This is a genomic window from Stenotrophomonas sp. CFBP 13724, assembly GCF_014841975.1.
GTDB lineage: Bacteria > Pseudomonadota > Gammaproteobacteria > Xanthomonadales > Xanthomonadaceae > Stenotrophomonas > Stenotrophomonas lacuserhaii.
This window is the reverse complement of record NZ_JACYUW010000001.1, coordinates 1,888,300-1,909,241: the sequence shown is the minus strand read 5'-3', so window position 1 is coordinate 1,909,241 and position 20,942 is coordinate 1,888,300. Positions and strand designations below refer to the sequence as shown.

Genomic DNA, 20,942 nt, shown 5'->3' with positions numbered 1-20,942 from the left:
CGCCTGAGCCAACGAGAGCAGCCATGGCCGAGTTTTCCCTGCCGAAGAATTCAAAGATCACGAAGGGCAAGCACTTCGCCGCCGCCAGCGGTGCGAAGAACCTGCGTACCTTCAAGGTCTACCGCTGGAGTCCGGACGACGACAGCAACCCGCGTACCGATACGTACGAGATCGACCTCGACGCGTGCGGCCCGATGGTCCTGGACGCGCTGATCAAGATCAAGAACGAGATCGATCCGACCCTGACCTTCCGTCGTTCGTGCCGCGAGGGCATCTGCGGTTCGTGCGCGATGAACATCGACGGCACCAATACGCTGGCCTGCACCCGCGCCATCGCCGACTGCGGCAAGGCCGAAGTGCCGATCTACCCGCTGCCGCACATGAGCGTGGTCAAGGACCTGGTGCCGGACCTGACCCACTTCTACGCGCAGTACGCTTCAATCAAGCCGTGGATCCGCACGCAGACCCCGGCACCGCCGGACCGCGAGCGCCTGCAGTCGCCGGAAGACCGCAAGAAGCTGGACGGTCTGTATGAGTGCATCCTGTGCGCCTGCTGCTCCACCAGCTGCCCGAGCTACTGGTGGAATGGCGAGCGCTACCTGGGCCCGGCGATTCTGCTGCAGGCCTATCGCTGGATCATCGATTCGCGTGATGAGGACACCGGTGCGCGCCTGGACGATCTGGAAGATCCGTTCAAGCTGTACCGCTGCCACACCATCATGAACTGCGCACGGACCTGCCCGAAGGGCCTGAACCCGGCGCTGGCGATCGCCGAGATCAAGAAGCTGATGATGGCGCGTCGCGCCTGAGTGGTGCGGTTGCCGTGAAGTACCCCGCGACGCCGAGCCCAGCTCGGCGTTGCGCTATCCGGGAATGACGATGGACGAAGCGATCCTGTTGAAGAAGCTGCGCTGGCGTTGCCGCCGCGGCATGCGTGAGCTGGACCAGCTGTTCGAGCATTACCTCGACCGCGAGTGGGCCACGGCCCCGGCCGAAGAACGCGAGGTTTTCCTGTTCCTGCTCGATTGCGAGGACGATAAGTTGTGGCGGTGGTTCATGGGTTACGAGGCCTGCCCGCATGCACACGCCGTCCCCTTGCTCGACCGGATCCGTACCCTCAAGGCTTGAATGGCGTCCATCGCGGCTGCAGGCCGTGGCCGAGGCGGTGGTGCTGCTGGCCGCACCGTGGTTGATCGGCGCCAGTGGGATGCCGGTGCGGCTGCAGCCGCCGGCCGTGCTGCTGTGCTGGTTGGTGCAGGCAGTGCTGCTGTGGCGTCGGTTGGCTGCGCCTTGCCGCGTGCTGTGGTTGCAGGAGCCCACAAGGCCCCTGCTGCTGGACGGAATGGAGCTGGAAGATCCTGCGCTGCACGTGCGCGGCCCGTGGCTGCAGCTGCGCTGGCAGGGTCCGGGGAAAACGCGCGGCGTGCTGCTTTTCTGGCCGGATGTGCTGTCTCCCGGGCAACGACGTGAACTGCGTCTGGCCGTCCGTGCACGCCAGGTTTCCCGTAAGCCGCCGTAGGTGGCACCATACGCTGAATCTATTGGCGCACCTGCATGTTCAAACCCATTCCCGTGTCCATCGGCCTGCGCTACCTGCGGGCCAAGCGCCGCAACGGCTTCATCTCCTTCATTTCGATGGCATCGATCCTCGGCATCGCGCTGGGCGTGACGGTGCTGATCACCACGCTGGCGGTGATGAGTGGTTTCCAGAAGGAAATCCGCGACCGCCTGCTGCAGATGTCCGCGCATACCACCATCAGCCGCGACGGCGAGCCGATGAGCGACTGGCAGCGCGCCGTGGACGTGGCTTACCAGGATGCGCGCGTGGCCGGTGCCGCGCCGTACATCGAGATCCAGGCGATGATCAGCGGCCCCCGCGTGCAGGGCGCGCTGGTGCAGGGCGTGGACCCGGCGATGGAGCCGAAGGTCTCGGTGGTTGCCGAGAAGATGAAGAAAGGCCGCTTCGACGACCTCACGCAAGGCAGCTACAACATCATCCTCGGCCAGGAGCTGGCGACCTGGCTGGGCGTGGACGTCGGTGACCAGGTGGTGGCGACGCTGGCCGAAGTGCAGGGCACGCCGATGGGCGCGATCCCACGCATGAAGCGGTTCACCGTCAGCGGCATCTTCGAAGCCGGCTACAACGAGATCGACCGCGGCGTGGCGTTCGCCAACATGAAGGACCTCGAGCGCGTGCTGCGCATCGATGGCGCCACCGGCGTGCGCCTGAAGCTGCATGACATGGACCAGGCGCTCACCGTCGGGGTGGACCTGGCGCAGCGCCTGGGCGGCGCCTACCGGGTCAGTGACTGGACCCAGCAGAATGCCAACCTGTACCACTCGCTGCGCATGGAGAAGGTGGTGATGGGCATCCTGCTGTCGCTGATCATCGCGATGGGCGCCTTCAACCTGGTGTCCTCGCAGGTGATGCTGGTGACCGACAAGCAAGCCGACATCGCCATCCTGCGCACGCTGGGGCTGACCCCGCGCGGAGTGATGGGGGTGTTCATGGTGCAGGGTTCGCTGATCGGCATCATCGGCACCGTCGCCGGCGTGATCGGCGGCATCACCCTGACCCTCAACCTGGAACGCATCCTCGGCGCCATCGAGGCGGTGTTCAACGTCAAGCTGCTGCCGGAAGATGTGTATTACATCACCGGCCTGCCAACCGACATGCAGACCGCCGACATCGTGGTGATCACCGTGGTGGCGCTGCTGATGAGCTTCCTGGCCACCCTGTACCCGGCGTGGCGCGCCGCTCGCACCCAGCCCGCGGAGGCGCTGCGTTATGAATGAGGTTTTCTCCCCCGGCCAGGAAGTGATCCGCGCGCAGGCGCTGGGCAAGACCTACGCCGAAGGCCGGATGCATACCCCGGTGTTCGATGGGCTGGACCTGCAGGTCAGCGCCGGCGAAACCGTGGCCATCATCGGTGCCTCCGGTGCCGGCAAGAGCACGCTGCTGCACCTGCTGGGCGGGCTGGACACGCCGAGTGCGGGCGAGGTGTTCGTCACCGGCCAGCAGATGTCCACGCTGTCCGACGGCGCCCGTGGCCTGCTGCGCAATCGGGCGCTGGGCTTCGTGTACCAGTTCCACCACCTGCTGCCGGAGTTCACCGCGCTGGAAAACGTGATGATGCCGGTGCTGCTGGGCGGCGGCGAAGTGGCGGCGGCCAATGACCGCGCCAGGCAGTTGCTGGAGTCGGTCGGCCTCGGCCATCGGCTGCAGCACAAGCCCGGCGAGTTGTCCGGTGGCGAGCGCCAACGCGCCGCCGTGGCCCGCGCACTGGTCAACCAGCCGGCCTGCGTGCTCGGTGACGAACCCACCGGCAACCTGGATGACCGCACCGCCGGCACCGTGTTCGAGCTGATGCTGGAACTCAACCGCGCCCGGCATACCTCGCTGGTGCTGGTCACCCATGACCGCAGCCTGGCGCGCAAGCTGGACCGCGTGCTGGAACTGCGCGAAGGCAAGCTGCACGCATTGGCCCACGCCGACGTTTGACGGGTAGTGACGGCCGCTGGCCGTCAATGCTTTTACGGACAGCGGCCGTCACTACCGGGTTCACGGGCGTGCTGCATCATCAGCTTCATCTCCATGGAATCCCGCCATGAAACGCCTGATCCTTGTCTTCCTGTGCGTCAGCCTTGCGGCCTGTGCCAGCAGCGGGCGAGTGAGCAGCGTTGAGCGGCTGGCGCTGTACCGCGCCCACGCCGGTGCGCCGCAGGGTGACATGCCCTTCCAGGGCAGCCTGAACGGCTGGAACGAACTGGGCGACAGCGCACTGGCGGTCTGGACCCGGCCGGGCCAAGCGTTCCTGCTGGAGCTCACCGGGCCGTGCCCGGACCTGCCGTACGCGCAGGCGATCGGGCTGACCAGCTGGGTCGGGCGGGTATCGGCGCGGCTGGACAAAGTGCTGGTGCGCGGGCCGGGCCCGGGGCCGCAGATGCCGTGTTACATCGGCAGCATCCGCCCGCTGGACGTCAAGGCGCTGCGCGCTTCAGAGCAGCAGCTTCGGCACGCGCAGGCCGAAGCGCGCCAGGAATGATCAGGCTTCGGGCACGAAGCCCGGCGGCTTTTCCGCATTGCCGGCGAACAGGTACTTGACCAGTTCTTCTTCCAGGAACGCGCGGTGCTTGGGATCGCGCGGTGACAGCCGGTTTTCGTTGATCAGCATGGTCTGGTGGGCCAGCCAGGCGCTCCAGGCCGGCTTGCCGATGTTGGCGAAGATGCGCTGGCCGAGCTCGCCGGGGTAGGGCACGAAATCGAGGCCTTCGGCGTCGGCTTGCTGGTACTGGCAGAAAATGGTGCGGGGCATGGGCAGGTACTCCTGTTCGAAGCACTAGTGTAGCGCCGAGCCACGCTCGGCGGCCTTCAGCGCGCCTGCAGCAGCTTGCGGATGGGCGCGGGCAGGCCCAGCGCGGGCAGGTCCTTGGCCGCCACCCAGCGCAGCATCGGATGCTCGTGTTTCAGGCCTTCCACGCGGGTGCGTAGTACCTGCAGGTGCAGGCGGTAATGACTGAAGGTGTGCTGCAGCACGGGCAGTTCCTCGGCATCTTCCAGGGCTCCATCAACGTTCCCATCGAACCACGCCTGCAGCGCCATGCCGCTGTCGGCCTGCGGCAGGGTCCATAGCGATGCCCAGATGCCGGTCTCCGGTCGCTTCTGCAGCAGCACGCGGCCGTGTCTGTCGTGCAGCCACAGGGCCATCGCTTCCCGCTCCGGCAGCACTTTGCCCGGCTTGGCCGTCGGCAGCTCGGCGGTGCGCCCGTCGCGGCGCGCCACGCAGTCTTCCTGCAGTGGGCAGATCACGCAGGCCGGCCGGCTGCGCGTGCACAGCGTTGCGCCCAGGTCCATCTGCGCCTGGGTGTAATCGGCCATCCGTCCGGCCGGCACGTGGGCCACGTGCGCTTCGGCCAACGTCCACAGCGGCCGCTCGACAGCCGGCAGGCCGGGGAATCCTTCGATGCCGTGGTAGCGGGTCAGCACGCGTTTGACGTTGCCATCCAGGATGGCGAACGGATCATTCCAGGCCTGGCTGAGGATCGCCCCGGCGGTGCTGCGGCCGATCCCCGGCAGTGCGTGCAGCGCATCGAAATCACGCGGCAGCTCGCCGCCGTGGGCGTCCACGCAGCGCGTGGCGGCGGCATGCAGGTTGCGTGCGCGGGCGTAATAGCCGAGCCCGGCCCACTGCGCCATCACCGCATCGTTGTCGGCCGCGGCGAGGTCGGGCAGGGTGGGGAAGTGCTGCAGGAATTTCAGGAAGTACGGGATGACCGTCGCCACCTGGGTCTGCTGCAGCATGATCTCCGACAGCCACACCCGGTACGGCGTGCGCGGATGCTGCCAAGGCAGGTCGTGGCGACCGTGCTGTTCAAACCAGTGCAGCAGCCGCGCGACGAACCGGTCATCACCGCCGGCGGCCGACGCCTGCGGTGGCGTGGCCGCAACCGCGGTGGCGGCCTCAGGCACTGCCGAGTGCTTCGGGCAGCAATGCGTCGACGAAGGCTTCCGGATCGAACACGCGCAGGTCTTCCGGCCGCTCGCCGATGCCGGCGAAGCGGATCGGGATGCCGAACTCCTGGGCCAGCGCGAACACCACGCCGCCCTTGGCGGTGCCGTCCAGCTTGGTCACCACCAGGCCGGTGACATTCACCGCCGCGTTGAACTGGCGCAGCTGCGAGAGTGCGTTCTGGCCGGTGGTGCCATCGATCACCATCAGCACTTCATGCGGCGCGCCGGGATCGATCTTGCCGAGCACGCGGCGGATCTTGCCCAGCTCGTTCATCAGGCCGGACTGGGTGTGCAGGCGCCCGGCGGTATCGGCGATCAACACCGAGGTGCCACGTGCCTTGCCGGCCTGCAGCGCATCGAAGGCCACCGATGCGGCATCGGCGTTCTGGCCTTGGGCAATCACGGTGACGCCGTTGCGGTCACCCCAGGCCTGCAGCTGCGCCACGGCGGCAGCGCGGAAGGTATCGCCGGCGGCCAGCATCAGGCTGTGGCCTTCGTCCTTGAAGCGCTTGGCGAGCTTGCCGATGGTGGTGGTCTTGCCGACGCCGTTGACGCCCACGGTGAGTACCACGAACGGCTTTGCGTTGCGGTCGATCAGCAACGGCTTGGCGACCGGTTTCAGGATGGCGATCAGGTCTGCACGCAGGGCGGCCAGCAGCGCATTGGCATCGGCGAACTCGCGCGACTTCATGCGCCTGCGCAGGCTTTCCACCAGGGTCGTGCTGGCGGTGACGCCCACGTCCGCGGTGATCAAAGCAGTCTCGATTTCATCCAGCAGGTCATCGTCGAGCTTGGGATTGCGTGAGAACAGGCCACCGAAGCTGCGTGCGAAGGTGCTGTTGCGCAGGCGCTCGCGCCAACCGGTCTTGCCGGCCGGGGCGGGCTCGGCATCGACCAGCACGGGCAGGTCGGCGGCGGGGGCGGCCGGTGCCGGTGCCGGGGTAACCGGGGCCAGCGGCGCAAGTACCGCGGCGGCGGCAAGGGCTTCGGCTTCGAAATCTTCTGGCGCCAGCACGCGCTCCGGCGCGGGCGTGGCCACGGGTGCGGCAGGTGCAGCGGCAGGTGCCGGGGTAACGACGGGCGCTGCTGCAGGCGGTTGGGCAACCGGCTGCGGTGCTGCTTCCGCTACGGGTGCAGGGGCCTCCGTTACCGGCGCGGCGACCGGCTCCGGCGGCGGCGCCGGCCTGGCCGAAGGAAACGCAGCGGCGAGCTCTTCAGCCGAATAGTGCTGGGTCTTGGGCGCATCGACCTGCGAGGCGTCCTGGGCTTTTTTGCGGCGGAAGAAACTGAGCATTGGCAGGTAACGGCTTTAGATCAGGGGGTAGATTACCACCGGGCCCGTCAGGGCCCGTGTGGATGGGGGATCAATGCAGGGGTAGCGCCGAGCCATGCTCGGCGAGCGTAGCGGCCGCCAGATCAGGCAGACAGTTCCAGCAACAGCTTGTTCAGGCGCGCCACGTAGGCACCCGGATCCTTGAGGCTGTCACCCGCGGCCAGCGCGGCCTGGTCGAACAGCACCCGGCCAAGGTCATCGAAGCGCTCGCCATCGGCTTCAGCATCGAGCTTGGCGATCAGCGGATGGCCGGGGTTGATCTCCAGCACCGGCTTGCTCTCGGGCACCTTCTGCCCGCTCGCTTCCAGGATCTGGCGCATCTGCAGGCCCAGGTCCTGCTCGCCGATGGCCAGCACCGCCGGCGAATCGGTCAGGCGGTGCGACACGCGCACTTCGGCCACGTCATCGCCGAGCGCGGTCTTCAGCCGCTCCACCAGCGCCTGCTTGTCCTTGGCCGCCGATTCCTGCGCCTGCTTGTCTTCCTCGCTTTCCAGCGCGCCCAGGTCCAGGTCGCCGCGTGCGATATCCACGAAGCGCTTGCCGTCGAAGTCGGTCAGGTAGCCCATCAACCACTCGTCGATGCGGTCGGTCAGCAGCAGCACTTCGATGCCCTTCTTGCGGAACACTTCCAGGTGCGGGCTGTTGCGCACCTGGGTGTAGCTCTCGCCGGTCAGGTAATAGATCTTGTCCTGGCCCTCGGCCACGCGGCCCAGGTAGTCTCCCAGCGACACCGTCTGCGCATCGCCTTCGCCGCGGGTGGAGGCGAAACGCAGCAGGCCGGCGACCTTTTCGCGGTTGTTGTAGTCCTCGGCCGGGCCTTCCTTCAGCACCTGGCCGAACTCCTTCCAGAACGTGGCGTACTGCTCTGGCTTGTCCTTGGACAGCTTCTCCAGCATGTCCAGCGAGCGCTTGGTCAACGCGGACTTCATCGAATCGATGACCGGGCCGGACTGCAGGATCTCGCGCGAAACGTTCAGCGACAGATCGTTGGAATCGACCACGCCCTTGATGAAACGCAGGTACAGCGGCAGGAACTGCTCGGCCTGGTCCATCACGAACACGCGCTGCACGTACAGCTTCAGGCCCTTCGGCGCTTCACGGTGGTACAGGTCGAACGGCGCGCGGCCGGGCACGTACAGCAGCGAGGTGTACTCCAGCTTGCCTTCGACCTTGTTGTGGCTCCAGGCCAGCGGGTCGCTGTGGTCATGCGCGACGTGCTTGTAGAACTCGGTGTACTCGGCGTCGGTGACCTCGGTGCGCGGGCGCGTCCACAGCGCGCTGGCGCGGTTGACGGTCTCCCATTCCACCGCCGGTGCGTCGGTCTCGCCTTCGACCGGGGCAGCTTCCTTCGGCATCTGGATCGGCAGGCCGATGTGGTCCGAATACTTCTTCAGGATGCTGCGCAGGCGCCAGCCATCGGCGAAATCATGCTCGCCATCCTTCAGGTGCAGCACGATGCGGGTACCGCGCTCGGTCTTTTCCACCGCAGCGATGTCGAACTCGCCTTCGCCGCGCGAGGACCAGCGCACGCCTTCGGCGGCCGGCGCGCCGGCACGGCGCGAGAACACATCGACCTGGTCGGCGACGATGAAGGCGCTGTAGAAGCCCACGCCGAACTGCCCGATGAGCTGCGAATCCTTCTTCTGGTCGCCGGACAGCTGGCGCAGGAACTCGCCGGTACCGGACTTGGCGATGGTGCCCAGGTGGGCGATGGCTTCCTCGCGGCTCATGCCGATGCCGTTGTCTTCGATGGTCACCGTGTGGGCGTCGGCATCGAAGCTGACCCGCACGCGCAGCTCGTTGTCACCTTCCAGCAGCGCCGGCTGGGTCAATGCTTCGAAGCGCAGCTTGTCGGCAGCGTCGGCGGCATTGGACACCAGCTCGCGCAGGAAGATTTCCTTGTTCGAGTACAGCGAATGGATCATCAGCTGCAGCAGCTGCTTGACCTCGGTCTGGAAGCCAAGGGTTTCGGTCTGGGTGGTTTCAGTCATCGCATGGGGCTCCGTGTCATTGCCGCGCCAGCGTGTGCGGCCTGGGCAAGGGGTGAGGGTGATTGTCCCGTTATCAAGGCCTCCGGTTGGCCAGCGAACGGCGCAGCCCCTCGTGGTGGGTCGCTGGGAGCGGTTTACTGTGATTGGCCGGGCGGTGGGGCTGGTCGGGGGACGGCAAGAGCCGCTCCTGCNCCCCCGCCCAGCCCCCCCGCCCGGCCCTGAGACATGTCCGGTGCGCCCACCACGGCAAAGAAAAAGAAGAGCGGGATGGCCGGCCGCGCCCCGCTGAGGGCCACGGATACAGTCCGCCGACCATGGGTCGGCGCTACCGCTTTTTCTTTTCTTTTTTTTCTTACGTGGCGGCGCGCGCGCGGACTGTCAGGGCCGGGCGGGAGGGGTTGGTGGGGGCGTGGAGCGCCAGGGATGGCGCGACACGAGGCCCGCATGGATGCAGTTTCTGCCGTCCCCCACCAACCCCTCCCGCCCGGCCCAATCTCAGGACACCCAAGCTCTACGCGGACCACCACGAGGGGCTCCGCCGTTCGCTGCAGACGGCGCTGCCGCTACAATCCCACCATGCTGAATTCCATGAACCAGACCCGTGCACGGGTCAATCCCGGCCGCGCGCCGTGAGCGGCCGCAACGGAAACGAAGGCCAGGTCCGCATCATTGGCGGGCAGTGGCGCAATACCCGGCTGCCGGTGCCGATCCTGCCCGGCCTGCGCCCCAGCAGCGACCGCGTGCGCGAAACCCTGTTCAACTGGCTGATGCCCCGGCTAGGCGGCGCGCGCGTGCTGGACGTGTTCGCCGGCAGCGGCGCGCTGGGGCTGGAGGCGGTGTCGCGTGGCGCGGCCCACGCCACCCTGGTCGAACGCGATCCGCAGCTGGCCGCCAACCTGACCGCCGTGGTGACCAGGCTGAAGGCCGAGACCCGCGTGCAGGTGGTGCAGGCCGATGCGCTGCGCTGGCTGCAGACCGCCGCACCGGCACAGGCCAGCATCGCCTTCGTCGATCCGCCGTTCGCCGCTGGGCTGTGGGACAGCACGCTGGCGCTGCTGCCACGGCACCTGGCCGCCGATGCCTGGCTGTACCTGGAATCGCCGGACGGGCAGGCTCCGGCCTTGCCGGCGGAGTGGCTGCTGCACCGCGAAGGCGGCACCCGCGAGGTGCGCTTTGCGCTGTACCGGCGCGCCGCTGCTACACTTTGACCCAATCTGAACGTTCACGACCGCACATGACCGTCGCCAATCGTCGCATCGCTGTCTATCCGGGCACCTTCGACCCCATCACCAACGGTCACATCGACCTGGTGAACCGGGCAGCGCCGCTGTTCGAAAAGGTGGTGGTGGGCGTCGCACAGAGTCCGTCCAAGGGCCCGACGCTGCCGCTGGAGCTGCGCGTGCAGCTGGCTCGCGGGGCGCTGTCGCACCATGACAACGTGGAAGTGATCGGCTTCGACACCCTGCTGGCGCACTTCGTGCGCTCGGTCCAGGGCGGCATCCTGCTGCGCGGCCTGCGCGCGGTCTCCGATTTCGAGTACGAGTTCCAGATGGCCAGCATGAACCGCCACCTGATCCCGGAAGTCGAAACCCTGTTCCTGACGCCAGCCGAGCAGCACAGCTTCATCTCGTCCTCGCTGGTACGTGAAATCGCACGCCTGGGTGGCGACGTGTCGGGCTTCGTGCCGGCGTCGGTGCTCGATGCGCTGCGCAAGGCCCGCGAAGCCAAGGCGGCGCAGGCCTGATCCACCCGCCCGTGGCGGATGACCGCCGTCGGCACCTTTTTGTATCCACCGCAATCCACAGAACCACCACGGGAGATCATCCATGAACACCACCATGCGCGCGATGCTGCTGGCCTCGCTGGCCCTGGCCTTCACTGCCTGCAAGAAGGAAGAAGCCCCGGCCGCCGCTGCCGATGCACAGCAGGCGCTGGTCGCCCCGGCCAAGGACGACGATGCCGGCTGGAAGAAGTACCTGCAGACCGTCGCCGTGCAGAACATGGGCACCGTGACCAACAGCCCGTTCCTGTATTACCTCGCACCGGAATCGGATCCGGAGTTCGCTGCCAAGTTCGAGCGCCAGACCGAGAGCGCCACCCAGGCCGTCGCCCGTGGCGTACAGCCGGGCAACATGCTGGCCTTCGGTTCTTCGGCATCGGGCAAGATGGCCGACATGATCCAGGTCGTGTTCAAGGACGTGTCGCCGGATTCGATGAAGAACGTGCGCGTGCTGTTCATCGGCGACGCCGCTGACAATGCCCGCGTGCAGTCGGTCGTGCAGCCCACCGGTGCCGACTACGTTTTCGTCGAAGCCAAGTAATTCCCGTGCGGTAGCGGCCACGCCAACCGGCGTGGTCGTGGGCGGCGCCTTCGTGGCGGCGCCCCTGACCGGCCCGCGCGCCCGCGCAGGCCGGTGCCAGTCCAGCATCCCGGCCCCCTGTGGCAGGATGCGGTGCGCGGGCGAGGAGTCATCGCCGTGTCGCTGAAAATCAACGAGCTCTGCGTCAACTGTGACGTCTGTGAGCCAGCCTGCCCCAACCAGGCCATCTCGATGGGTGAAACCATCTACGTGATCGACCCTGCGCGCTGCACCGAGTGCGTGGGCCATTTCGACGAAGCCCAGTGCGTGGTCGTCTGTCCGGTCGAATGCATCGACCCGGATCCGGACATCGTCGAGACACATGACCAGCTGATGGCCAAGCTGCGTGGCCTGCAGCACGATCACCCCGAACTCTACGCGGAGCCCCCATCCGAATGAACCCGATCCTGCGCCCTCTGTTGCTGCTGGGCCTGCTGCTGTCCGCACCGCTGGCCCACGCTGATGCCCCGGCACGTGCCGCCCATCCCGATGGTGCCGCCATCGCCAGTGGTCACCAGCTTGCGACGCAGGCCGGCATGCAGATCCTGGCGCAGGGCGGCAATGCCTTCGACGCGGCCGTGGCGGTGTCGTCCACGCTGGCCGTGGTCGAGCCGATCAGCTCCGGGCTGGGCGGTGGTGGGTTCTTCCTGCTGCACGATGCGGCCTCCGGCAAGGACCTGATGCTGGACGCGCGCGAGACCGCGCCGGCCGCCGCTACCGAGGCGGCGTTCCTGGACAAGGACGGCAAGCTGGATCGTGACCGCTCGGTCAACGGCGCCTGGTCGGCCGGCATCCCCGGGCTGCCCGCCGCGCTGGTGGAGTTGTCGTCCAAGCATGGCAAGCTGCCGCTGAAGACCTCGCTGCAGCCGGCCATCCGCATTGCCCGCGAAGGCTTCCCGGTATATGCGCGGATGGCCAGGGGCTACCAGTCGCGGCGTGAAGTGATGGAGCGTTATGCCGGTACGCGCGAGGTGTACCTGCGCAACGGCAAGCCGATCGCCGAGGGAGACACCTTCCCGCAACCGGAACTGGCGCGCACCCTGGAACGTTTGGCGGAAGGGGGCTTCGATGGCTTTTACCGCGGCCAGACCGCCAAGCTGCTGCTGGCCGGTGTGAAGCAGGCCGGTGGCCGCTGGACCGCCGAAGAACTGGCCGGTTACACGGTGAAGGCGCGCGAGCCCATTGTGTTCGACTACAACGGCTGGAAGATCACCACCGCGCCGCCGCCGTCGTCCGGTGGCATCGCGCTGGCGGGCATGCTGCAGATCCTGGAAGGCTGGGACATCAAGTCGATGGATGAGGCGCACCGCGCCCACCTGGTGGTGGAAGCGATGCGCCGCGCGTACCGCGACCGCACCTTCTTCCTGGGCGACCCGGACTTCGTCGACATCCCGCAGAAGGTGCTGACCAGCAAGGATTACGCACAGGGCCTGCGCGCCACCATCCATCCGGAGAAGGCCACTCCCAGCGACCTGCTGTCGGGCAACCCGACCCCGCTGGAAGACGACGAAACGACGCATTTCTCGATCATCGACCGCGATGGCAACCGCGTCGGCGCGACCCAGACGGTGAACCTGCTGTACGGCTCGGGCCTGATTCCGAAGGGCACCGGGGTGCTGTTGAACAACGAGATGGACGACTTCGCGCTGAAGCCGGGCACGCCCAACGCGTTCGGCGTGATGGGTTACGCCGCCAACGCACCGAAGGCGGGCAAGCGCATGCTCAGTTCGATGACCCCGACCTTCATGGAAAACGCCGACAAGGTGGTGGTACTGGGCACGCCCGGTGGCAGCCGCATCATCACCATGGTGCTGCTGGGCATCCTGGGGTACGACCAGGGGCTGACCGCACAGCAGGTCGCCGCGCTGCCTCGCTACCACCACCAGTGGCTGCCCGATGCGATCGAGGCGGAAACCAACGCCTTCGATGCCGGCACCATCAAGCAGCTGCAGGCGATGGGCCACAAGATCGACCTGCCGGGTGACAGCGCCGCTGGCGGTCGCGGATCCAGCCACGTCTGGGGCAACCTGCAGACCGTCGAATGGGATCGCCGCAGCAACACGCTGTACGGCGGCAGCGACCCGCGCAATCCGGTCGGCAGCGCCGAGGTGAAGTGATCCGGTCACGGTCGTGCCGAGCCCTGGCCGGCGGGGCGGGGCTAGCGATTATTTAACGCTGGCTGACCGATACTTGCCGCATGAAACTATGGTCGATCCGCGGCAACACGCAGCGCCTGGACGGCGGTGCGATGTTCGGCAACGCACCGCGCGCGGTGTGGGAAAAATGGGCAGTGCCCGACGAGCTCAACCGTATCGAACTGGCCTGCCGTGCGCTGCTGGCCAGCCCGCTGGAAGGCAAGACAGTGCTGTTCGAAACCGGCATCGGTGCGTTCTTCGAGCCGCGCCTGCGCGAACGTTACGGCGTGCAGGAAAACCAGCACGTGCTGATTGATTCGCTGCGGGAAGCCGGCTTCGAGCACGAAGACATCGACGTGGTGGTCCTGAGCCATCTGCATTTCGACCACGCTGGCGGCCTGTTGGCGCCGTGGGTGGAAGGGCGTGCGCCGGAACTGCTGTTCCCCAATGCCACCTTCGTGGTGGGCGCTGAACACTGGCAGCGTGCACTGCAGCCGCATCCGCGCGACCGTGCCAGCTTCATCCCCGAATTGCCTGCACTGCTCGAGCAGAGCGGCCGGCTGGAGGTGGTGCAGGGCGAATATTCCAGGGTGCTGGGCCGCAGCGTGCGTTTCAGCTTCAGCGACGGCCATACCCCGGGGCTGATGCTGGCGGAGATCGTCGGCCAGCCGGGCAGGGACGGGCAGGCACATGGCGGGGTGGTGTTCTGCGCCGACCTGGTGCCGGGTCGTTCGTGGGTGCACGTGCCGATCACCATGGGCTACGACCGCAATGCCGAACTGCTGATCGACGAGAAGAAACAGTTCCTCGAAGACAAGCTGGCGCGCAACGTCCACCTGTTTTTCACCCACGACCCGCAGGTGGCGCTTGCGCAGCTGCAGCGCGACGACAAGGGCCGTTTCGTGACCGTGCACGAGCACAGCGAACTCAAGGCCCGCGCCCTGGCCTGAAAAAGGGGACGGAGGGAATTAAGTCGCAATCGGCCGGATCACCGCCAATTGCGACTTAATTCCTCCGTCCCCTTTTTATTGTCAGCCGATCACGCGGGTGCCGAATATGCGATCGCCGGCATCGCCGAGGCCCGGCAGGATGTAGCCCTTTTCGTTCAGATGGTCGTCGATGGCGGCGGTGTAGATCTGCACGTCCGGATGGACGGCCTGCACCGCGGCGATGCCTTCCGGTGCGGCGACCAGGAAGATGCCCTTGATGCGGCGGGCGCCGGCACGCTTGAGCATGTCGATGGTGGCGATCAGGGTGCCGCCGGTGGCCAGCATCGGGTCCAGGATCAGCGCATCGCGCTCTTCCAGGCGGCCGGTCAGGCGCTCGAAGTAGGGCACCGGCTGCAGCGTCTCTTCGTCGCGCTGCAGGCCGACCACGCTGACCCGGGCCGCCGGGATCAGCGACAGCACGCCGCTGAGCATGCCCAGGCCGGCGCGCAGGATCGGCACCACCGTGATCTTGGCGCCCGCGATGCGCTGCACCGTCACCGGGCCGGACCAGCCGTCCATGGTGTGCGATTCGGTGTCCAGGTCGGCGGTGGCCTCATAGGCCAGCAGCGTGCCCAGCTCGTTGGCCAGTTCGCGGAAATCCTTGGTGCTGAGCGCAGCGTTGCGCATCAGGCCGATCTTGTGCTGCACCAGCGGATGGCGCACTTCGACGATGTTCATGGGGGGCGGGAAAGGGGAAAGGCAGAGGCCTGTATTCTGCCGCAGCGCGCAGGTCGCGGCCAGCGCGGGGACGCGTCCATGCAGGATCCGGTGCCCCGGTGTCATGCCCGTGAAACCTCGCCGACATACCTTGCCCTCCCATTCTTCACACCGAATGGGGACACCCGTGCAGACCAAGACACCGTTGGCGATCGCCATCACCCTGACCCTGGCGATGGGGGCTGCCGCACCGCTGCATGCCGCCGGGCAGGACGTGGCCGCCACCAGTGCCCTCGCCGCTGATGCCACCGACCTGGACCGCATCGAAGTGCGCGCACAGCTGGAATCGCAGCTCCGCGCGGTGGACCTCAAACGCAGCAGCAATGCCATCGAAGACGCCGTGTCCTCCGATGCGCTGGGCCAGTACCCGGACAAGAACGTGGCCGAATCGCTGCAGCGCCTGCCCGGCGTCAGCGTCACCCGCGACCAGGGCGAAGGGCGCTTCGTGGTGGTGCGCGGCCTGGATGCCAACCTCAACAGCGTCAGCATCGACGGCATCGCGGTGGGCACCCCGGAGGATTCCAGCCGCGCCGCACCGCTGGATGTGATCCCGTCCGATTCCACCGAGCGCCTGCGCGTGGTCAAGTCGCCGACCCCGGACATGCCCGGCGATGCGATCGGTGGCGCGATCCTGGTCGAGTCGGCCTCGGCTTTCGACCGCGACGGCCGCAGCCTGCGCGGCAAGATCGAGGGCAGCCACCAGCAGCTGTCCGGCCACACCAGTCCGAAGGCGGCGATCAACTACAGCGAAGTCTTCGCCGATACGTTCGGCGTGGCGCTGGGCGTGAACTACCAGAACCGCAAGTTCGAATCGGACAACACCGAAGTCGAGTACGACGGCGAAGACGATGCCGCGCCGGGGGATGTCACCGCGATAAACCTGCAGCACCGCAAGTACGAAATCGAGCGCAAGCGCATCGGCGCCAACCTCAATTTCGACTGGCGTCCCAGCGAAGACAGCAGCTATTACCTGCGCGCGCTGTACAGCCGCTTCGACGATGCGGAGACGCGCCAGCGCACCATCTTCAACTTCGAAGATGCGGACATGGCGGCCACCGGTACCGACCAGTTCCGGCTGGACGACCTGCCGTCCGATGCGATCCAGAAGCGCATGCGCTACCGCACCAAGGAAGAGAACACCTTCGCGGCCAGCCTGGGCGGCGAAAACCGGCTGAGTTCGGCCGTGGTGGACTACAAGGTGGGCTATACCAAGACCGAAGAGCGCGTGGACGATGAGATGGAAGCGCGCTTCGAACTCGATGCCGACGACCTGTCCGGCACCCTGGACCAGCGCAGCCGGTTGCCGCGCTACACACTGTCCGACAACGAGTGGATGGACAACGCCAACTTCGCCTACGACCGCATGATCCTGTCGCCCAAGCGGGTGGACGACAAGGAACACAGCGCGCAGGTCAACGTGCGTTTCGACGCAGACAACGCCAGCTATAAGATCGGCCTGCTCGGGCGCTGGCGCGAGCGCGACGTGGACGTCAATGAAGTGGAGCTGCGCCGCGGGCCGGCGATCGACCTGGACAGCTGGACCACCGGCGCGCCCGAGCACCGGCATGGGTCGCTGGGGCAGGGCATGAGCTCGGCGCTGATGCGCCGCTACTGGGCGGCCAACAGCGGCCTGTACAGTGCACGGCCGCAGGAAACCGGGGCCAATGCGGTGACCTCGCTGGAAGAGGATTACACCGCCAGCGAAGACATCTTCGCCACCTATGCGATGGGCACCTGGGACATCGGCGCACTGCGCATCATCGGCGGCGTGCGCGTGGAAAACACCCAGTTCAGCGCCGTCGGCAACCAGGTCGACGTGGCCGAAGACGAGCGTAGCTTCACCGTCACCCCGCGCCTGGCCAACAGCAGCTACACCAACGTGCTGCCCGGCCTGCACCTGCGTTACGACGCGGCTGATGACTGGGTGCTGCGTGCATCGGCCAACAAGACCGTCTCGCGTCCGTCCTTCGGCGACATCTCCCCGCGCGTGGGCTACAGCCGCGGCGATGAGGAAGTGCGGCTGGGCAACCCGGAACTGGATCCGTACGAGTCGACCAACATCGACCTGTCGGTGGAGAAATACCTGGGCAGCACCGGCATCGTCTCGCTGGGTTTGTTCCACAAGTCCATCGACGGCTACATCGTGGAGACCGTGCGCCAGAACGATCCGGCCTACGAAGGCTTCGACGTGACCCAGGCGATCAACGGCGACAAGGCGAAGGTGCGTGGCGCGGAGTTCAATTACCAGCAGCAGCTCGCGTTCCTGCCACCGGGGCTGGATGGCCTGCTGGTGGGCGCCAGCGGCACCTGGCTGGACACTGATTTCGATCCGGGCCTGGACGACCGCGCGGGCGATGACTTCATGCTGCCGCGTGCCTCCAAGCATGTGTACAGCGCGCATGTCGGCTACGAAAAGTATGGCCTGAGTACGCGCATTGCCGCGGTGTACCGCAGCGAATACCTGGACAGCATCGGTGCCGGCCGCGCGTTCGATGTGTTCGTCGCTCCGCATACCCAGCTCGATTTCTCGCTGGACTACAAGTTCAGCCCCCGCGTCAGCATGTACTTCGAGGCACAGAATCTGTTGGACAAGCCGCTTGAGCTTTACCAGGGCACGCGTTCGCGCACCCTGCAGCTGGAAGAATACGGCCGCACGTATGCGGTCGGCCTGAAGGTGTCGCTGTGATGGCGCGGCGCATGCTGCTGGCCAGCGCGATGACGCTGGTGCTGGCTGCCGGTTGCACGCCGACAGCGCCGACAGCGCCCCCAGCGAACGACGCCGCCACCAAGGCGCCTGCCACCGTGGACGCCAGCGCCGAGCGCCAGGTCGCCACGCTGGCCGAAGCCTTCCTGACCCCGATGACCTCGGACGACAACATCGACTCCCCCGCGGCTTGGAAGGCACCGGATGGCAAGACCTGGCTCATTGCCACGGCCAAGGCCACCGACAAGCTGGTGGTGTATGACGGCAGCACCGGTTCGCCGCTGCGTGGGGTCGGCAGTACGGGCGCCGCGCTCGGCCAGTTCGACCGCCCCAACGGCATATCGGTGACCGATGACCTGCTGTGGATCGTCGAGCGTGACAACCACCGCGTGCAGGTGTTCTCGTTGCCGGATTTCACTCCGCTGGCAGCGTTCGGTGCGGACGATCTGCGCAAGCCGTACGGCCTGTGGGTGGATAAGCGCGCCGATGGCTACGCCGTCTACGTGACCGATTCCTGGGACAACGGCGAGGACGCGCAGGGCAATGACATCCTGCCGCCACTGGCAGAGCTGGACAAACGCGTGCGCCAGTACCACGTGCGCCGCGATGGCGCGGAGCTGACCGCAACGCTGGCCGCCAGCATCGGCGACACCAGCGAAGCCGGTGCGCTGCGCGTGGTGGAATCGATCTGGGGCGACCCGGCCAACGATCGCCTGCTGGTGGCCGAAGAAGACGAAACCTACGCCAGCGAGTTCAAGGTGTACACGCTGGCGGGCCGCTTCACCGGCACCACCTTCGGCCGGGATGTGTTCAAGGCCCAGGCAGAAGGCGTGATGCTGCGCACCTGTGGCAAGGACGGCTGGTGGATCACCACCGAACAGGGCAAGGAGCGCAGCGTGTTCCACCTGTTCGACCGCCACAGCCTGAAGCCGGTGGGATCCTTCCAGGGCAACAAGGTGGCCAATACCGATGGCATCTGGATGATGCAGCAGGGCAGCCCGCGCTTCCCGCATGGCGCGCTGTACGCCGTGCATGACGACCAGGGCGTGGTGGCCTTCGACTGGGAACAGATCGCCAAGGCGCTGGCACTGCCGCTGGAGTGCGCATCGTGATCGCGCGCCTGGCGTCCCTTGCCTTGGGTGTCGCGCTGGCGCTGTCTGCCGTGCCGGCGCTGGCCGATGAGCCGGCCTCGCGCGTGGAGCCCAACAGCCAGGTGCCGGCGGGTAACCGGCACTATGCCGCCACCGGCTTCCCGGACCGCATCGTCGCCTCGCCGGCGGCCGATGCCGCGCAGGGCTTCGCCGTGCGCTGGCGCACCGATGGCAGCGTGCAGGCACCGCTGCTGGAGATCGCCCCGGCCGACGACACCCCCGGGTTCGGACCGATCACCCGTATCACCGCCAGCAGCCAGCCGCTGCAGACCGAGAACGGCCTGTCGCACCACCACCGTGCCGATGTCAGCGGCCTGACGCCCGGTACGCTGTATGTGTACCGCGTGCAGGGCAAGGACACCTGGAGTGCCTGGAACCAGCTGCGTACCGCTGGCAGTGCCGATCAGCCGATGACCTTCCTGTATTTCGGCGATACCCAGAACAAGAACCTCAGCCATGTCACCCGGGTAGTGCGGGCGGCGCAGAAAGCCGCGCCGGATGCCAACCTGAGCTTGTTCGCCGGCGATCTGGTCAGTGGCGGCTACGACGCCGATGACAGCGAATGGGGCGAGTGGTTCGCCGCCACCGGCTGGCTGGCGCAGGAAACGATGCTGGCACCGGCGATCGGCAACCACGAGTATTTCGAAGAGTTTGAAGACACCCCGCAGGAGCGCCGGGTGATGGCGCGGCACTGGCCTGCTACGTTCGCGCTGCCGGACAACGGGGCGACGGGCGCAGAAAAGAGTACGTACTGGTTCGACTACCAGGGCGTCCGCTTCGCCGTGCTCGATGGCACCTCGGCAATGGACCTGGGCACCGCGCAGGCGCAGGCGCAGTGGCTGGACGGCGTGCTGGCGGCCAACACCCAGCCGTGGACGATCGTGGTGGTGCACCAGCCGTTCTATTCGCCGGCGCGAGGCCGCCACAACCCGGTGCTGCAGGAAGCGCTGCTGCCTGTGGTGCGCCGCCATGGCGTGGACCTGGTGCTGCAGGGCCATGACCACACCTATGGCCGCCGCGGCGAGGACGGCATGGCGACCCCGCAGTTCGTGGTCAGCAATGCCAGCCCGAAGCAGTACCGGCTGTCGAAGGAGGCCCTGCAGACGATGTCACCGGTGGCCGAAGACACCCAGCTGTTCCAGGTGCTGCGCATCGACCCGCAACGCCTGCACTATGAAGCGCGCACGGTGACCGGCAAGCTCTACGACGCCTTCGAGCTGGTCCGCCAGGCCGATGGCAGCACCCGGAAAGTGGAGCTGGAAGAAGGCCGCATCGAACCGCGCCGCTGCCTGCGCCCGCATGCGCCGACCGGGCGCAAGGACCGGTGCTGGGAATGAAGGCCCCCGTGCGCAACGCGCTGCCAATGCTGGCACTGGCCGCCGGCCTGGTCCTGATCACCGGCGCGGCGATCGGCGCCGACACGGTGCTGCATCCGTTCCTGGCCGCACAGCCCAGGCAGGCTCCGGAGGAGGTGCACCTGGCCGTGGAGATTCCGGCCGGGAGCTTCACCAAGTACGAGATCAAGGAAGACGGACTGGTACATGTGGACCGCTTCCAGTCGATGCCGGTGGCGTACCCGGCCAACTACGGTTCGATGCCGCGCACCTTGGCCGGTGACAACGATCCGCTCGATGCACTGGTCCTGACGCGTGAACCGCTGCATCCGGGGGTAATCGTGCGCTTCCGGCCGATCGGCTATCTGAAGATGGTCGACGATGGCGAGCAGGACGAGAAGGTGATCGGCGTGCCGACCGACAAGGTCGATCCCAGCTACGCGCACATCCGCGAGCTGGACGACCTGGCGCCGATCGAGCGCCAGCGCATCGAAGCGTTCTTCCGCGTGTACAAGGACCTGCCCGAAGGCCGCAATCCGGTGCAGCTGAGCGGCTGGGGCAACGCCGCCGAAGCGAAGGTGTTGATCCAGCAGTCGATGCAGCGTTTCGACAGCGCAGGAAAGGGCAGGTAGCGCCGAGCCATGCTCGGCGAGCGCGCAGCGCGGCCTGTATCAGACGTGGCATCGCCTGCCCGGAAAGCCGCCGAGCGTGGCTCG

20 protein-coding genes and 1 pseudogene are annotated in these 20,942 nt (G+C 66.9%); 16 read left to right on the top strand and 5 right to left on the bottom strand.

What is annotated here, in order from left to right; all coding sequences use genetic code 11:
• Positions 1–23 precede the first annotated feature (23 nt).
• From IFT63_RS08380 to IFT63_RS08355, 6 genes are all read left to right on the top strand, one after another.
• Positions 24–809 (top strand): succinate dehydrogenase iron-sulfur subunit, encoded by a 786-nt coding sequence (locus tag IFT63_RS08380; RefSeq protein WP_042614011.1) that lies wholly within the window; start codon positions 24–26, stop codon positions 807–809.
• Positions 810–879: 70 nt separating this feature from the next.
• A complete protein-coding gene (locus IFT63_RS08375) occupies positions 880–1,128 on the top strand; it encodes a succinate dehydrogenase assembly factor 2 (RefSeq protein ID WP_042614010.1) in 249 nt (82 codons plus the stop codon).
• Positions 1,129–1,153: 25 nt separating this feature from the next.
• Positions 1,154–1,519 carry a hypothetical protein gene (locus tag IFT63_RS08370; RefSeq protein WP_342450473.1) on the top strand — a complete coding sequence of 122 codons (366 nt, stop codon included), beginning with the start codon at positions 1,154–1,156 and terminating at the stop codon, positions 1,517–1,519.
• Positions 1,520–1,554: 35 nt separating this feature from the next.
• Positions 1,555–2,796: a lipoprotein-releasing ABC transporter permease subunit gene (locus IFT63_RS08365; protein WP_192083817.1), complete on the top strand. Its 1,242-nt coding sequence runs from the start codon at positions 1,555–1,557 to the stop codon at positions 2,794–2,796.
• The gene (lolD, locus tag IFT63_RS08360; protein ID WP_042614007.1) at positions 2,789–3,502 is read left to right on the top strand and encodes a lipoprotein-releasing ABC transporter ATP-binding protein LolD; all 714 of its coding nucleotides are present in this window, start codon (positions 2,789–2,791) and stop codon (positions 3,500–3,502) included. The genes IFT63_RS08365 and lolD overlap by 8 nt, the downstream gene beginning before the upstream one ends.
• Positions 3,503–3,608: 106 nt before the next feature.
• Positions 3,609–4,046, top strand: a complete 438-nt coding sequence (locus IFT63_RS08355; protein ID WP_192083816.1) for a DUF6491 family protein — start codon at positions 3,609–3,611, stop codon at positions 4,044–4,046.
• Here the strand turns inward: IFT63_RS08355 and IFT63_RS08350 are convergent, their stop codons facing one another.
• The 4 genes from IFT63_RS08350 to htpG form a co-directional block, all read right to left on the bottom strand.
• Positions 4,047–4,316, bottom strand: coding sequence for an oxidative damage protection protein (locus IFT63_RS08350; protein ID WP_042614005.1), 270 nt, complete (start codon positions 4,314–4,316; stop codon positions 4,047–4,049). It lies immediately after the preceding gene.
• Positions 4,317–4,372: 56 nt separating this feature from the next.
• The gene (gene mutY, locus IFT63_RS08345; protein ID WP_197974335.1) at positions 4,373–5,389 is read right to left on the bottom strand and encodes an A/G-specific adenine glycosylase; all 1,017 of its coding nucleotides are present in this window, start codon (positions 5,387–5,389) and stop codon (positions 4,373–4,375) included.
• A 73-nt stretch (positions 5,390–5,462) separates the two neighbouring features.
• Positions 5,463–6,806 carry a signal recognition particle-docking protein FtsY gene (gene ftsY, locus IFT63_RS08340; protein ID WP_192083814.1) on the bottom strand — a complete coding sequence of 448 codons (1,344 nt, stop codon included), beginning with the start codon at positions 6,804–6,806 and terminating at the stop codon, positions 5,463–5,465.
• A gap of 122 nt (positions 6,807–6,928) precedes the next feature.
• Positions 6,929–8,836: a molecular chaperone HtpG gene (gene htpG, locus IFT63_RS08335; RefSeq protein WP_192083813.1), complete on the bottom strand. Its 1,908-nt coding sequence runs from the start codon at positions 8,834–8,836 to the stop codon at positions 6,929–6,931.
• A gap of 629 nt (positions 8,837–9,465) precedes the next feature.
• Here htpG and rsmD point away from each other — a divergent pair.
• From rsmD to IFT63_RS08305, 6 genes and pseudogenes are all read left to right on the top strand, one after another.
• The gene (rsmD, locus tag IFT63_RS08330; RefSeq protein WP_192083812.1) at positions 9,466–10,044 is read left to right on the top strand and encodes a 16S rRNA (guanine(966)-N(2))-methyltransferase RsmD; all 579 of its coding nucleotides are present in this window, start codon (positions 9,466–9,468) and stop codon (positions 10,042–10,044) included.
• 26 nt (positions 10,045–10,070) lie between these two features.
• A complete protein-coding gene (gene coaD / locus IFT63_RS08325) occupies positions 10,071–10,580 on the top strand; it encodes a pantetheine-phosphate adenylyltransferase (protein ID WP_042612384.1) in 510 nt (169 codons plus the stop codon).
• 82 nt (positions 10,581–10,662) lie between these two features.
• Entirely contained in the window at positions 10,663–11,157 is a 495-nt protein-coding gene (locus tag IFT63_RS08320; protein WP_042612383.1) for a hypothetical protein, read from the top strand.
• A gap of 156 nt (positions 11,158–11,313) precedes the next feature.
• Positions 11,314–11,595 (top strand): YfhL family 4Fe-4S dicluster ferredoxin, encoded by a 282-nt coding sequence (locus IFT63_RS08315; protein WP_042612382.1) that lies wholly within the window; start codon positions 11,314–11,316, stop codon positions 11,593–11,595.
• A 77-nt stretch (positions 11,596–11,672) separates the two neighbouring features.
• Positions 11,673–13,313, top strand: a pseudogene (ggt, locus tag IFT63_RS08310) (gamma-glutamyltransferase); the annotation flags it as partial.
• Between the two features lie 80 nt (positions 13,314–13,393).
• Entirely contained in the window at positions 13,394–14,281 is an 888-nt protein-coding gene (locus IFT63_RS08305) for an MBL fold metallo-hydrolase (RefSeq protein WP_042612380.1), read from the top strand.
• Between the two features lie 81 nt (positions 14,282–14,362).
• On the opposite strand, the gene upp is transcribed toward IFT63_RS08305, so the two are convergent.
• Complete coding sequence (upp, locus tag IFT63_RS08300; protein WP_192083810.1) at positions 14,363–14,998, bottom strand: uracil phosphoribosyltransferase; 636 nt, start codon at positions 14,996–14,998, stop codon at positions 14,363–14,365.
• Positions 14,999–15,164: 166 nt separating this feature from the next.
• Between upp and IFT63_RS08295 the strand changes: the two genes are divergently transcribed.
• From IFT63_RS08295 to IFT63_RS08280, 4 genes are read left to right on the top strand one after another with little or no spacing between them, the layout of a single operon-like run.
• Positions 15,165–17,723 carry a TonB-dependent receptor gene (locus IFT63_RS08295; RefSeq protein WP_192083809.1) on the top strand — a complete coding sequence of 853 codons (2,559 nt, stop codon included), beginning with the start codon at positions 15,165–15,167 and terminating at the stop codon, positions 17,721–17,723.
• Complete coding sequence (locus IFT63_RS08290; RefSeq protein ID WP_192083808.1) at positions 17,723–18,853, top strand: phytase; 1,131 nt, start codon at positions 17,723–17,725, stop codon at positions 18,851–18,853. The genes IFT63_RS08295 and IFT63_RS08290 overlap by 1 nt, the downstream gene beginning before the upstream one ends.
• Positions 18,853–20,229, top strand: coding sequence for a metallophosphoesterase (locus IFT63_RS08285; protein ID WP_192084191.1), 1,377 nt, complete (start codon positions 18,853–18,855; stop codon positions 20,227–20,229). Before IFT63_RS08290 ends, IFT63_RS08285 begins: the two co-directional genes overlap by 1 nt.
• On the top strand, positions 20,226–20,858 hold the full coding sequence (locus IFT63_RS08280; RefSeq protein ID WP_192083807.1) for an inorganic diphosphatase: 633 nt from the start codon (positions 20,226–20,228) through the stop codon (positions 20,856–20,858). Before IFT63_RS08285 ends, IFT63_RS08280 begins: the two co-directional genes overlap by 4 nt.
• Positions 20,859–20,942 lie beyond the last annotated feature (84 nt).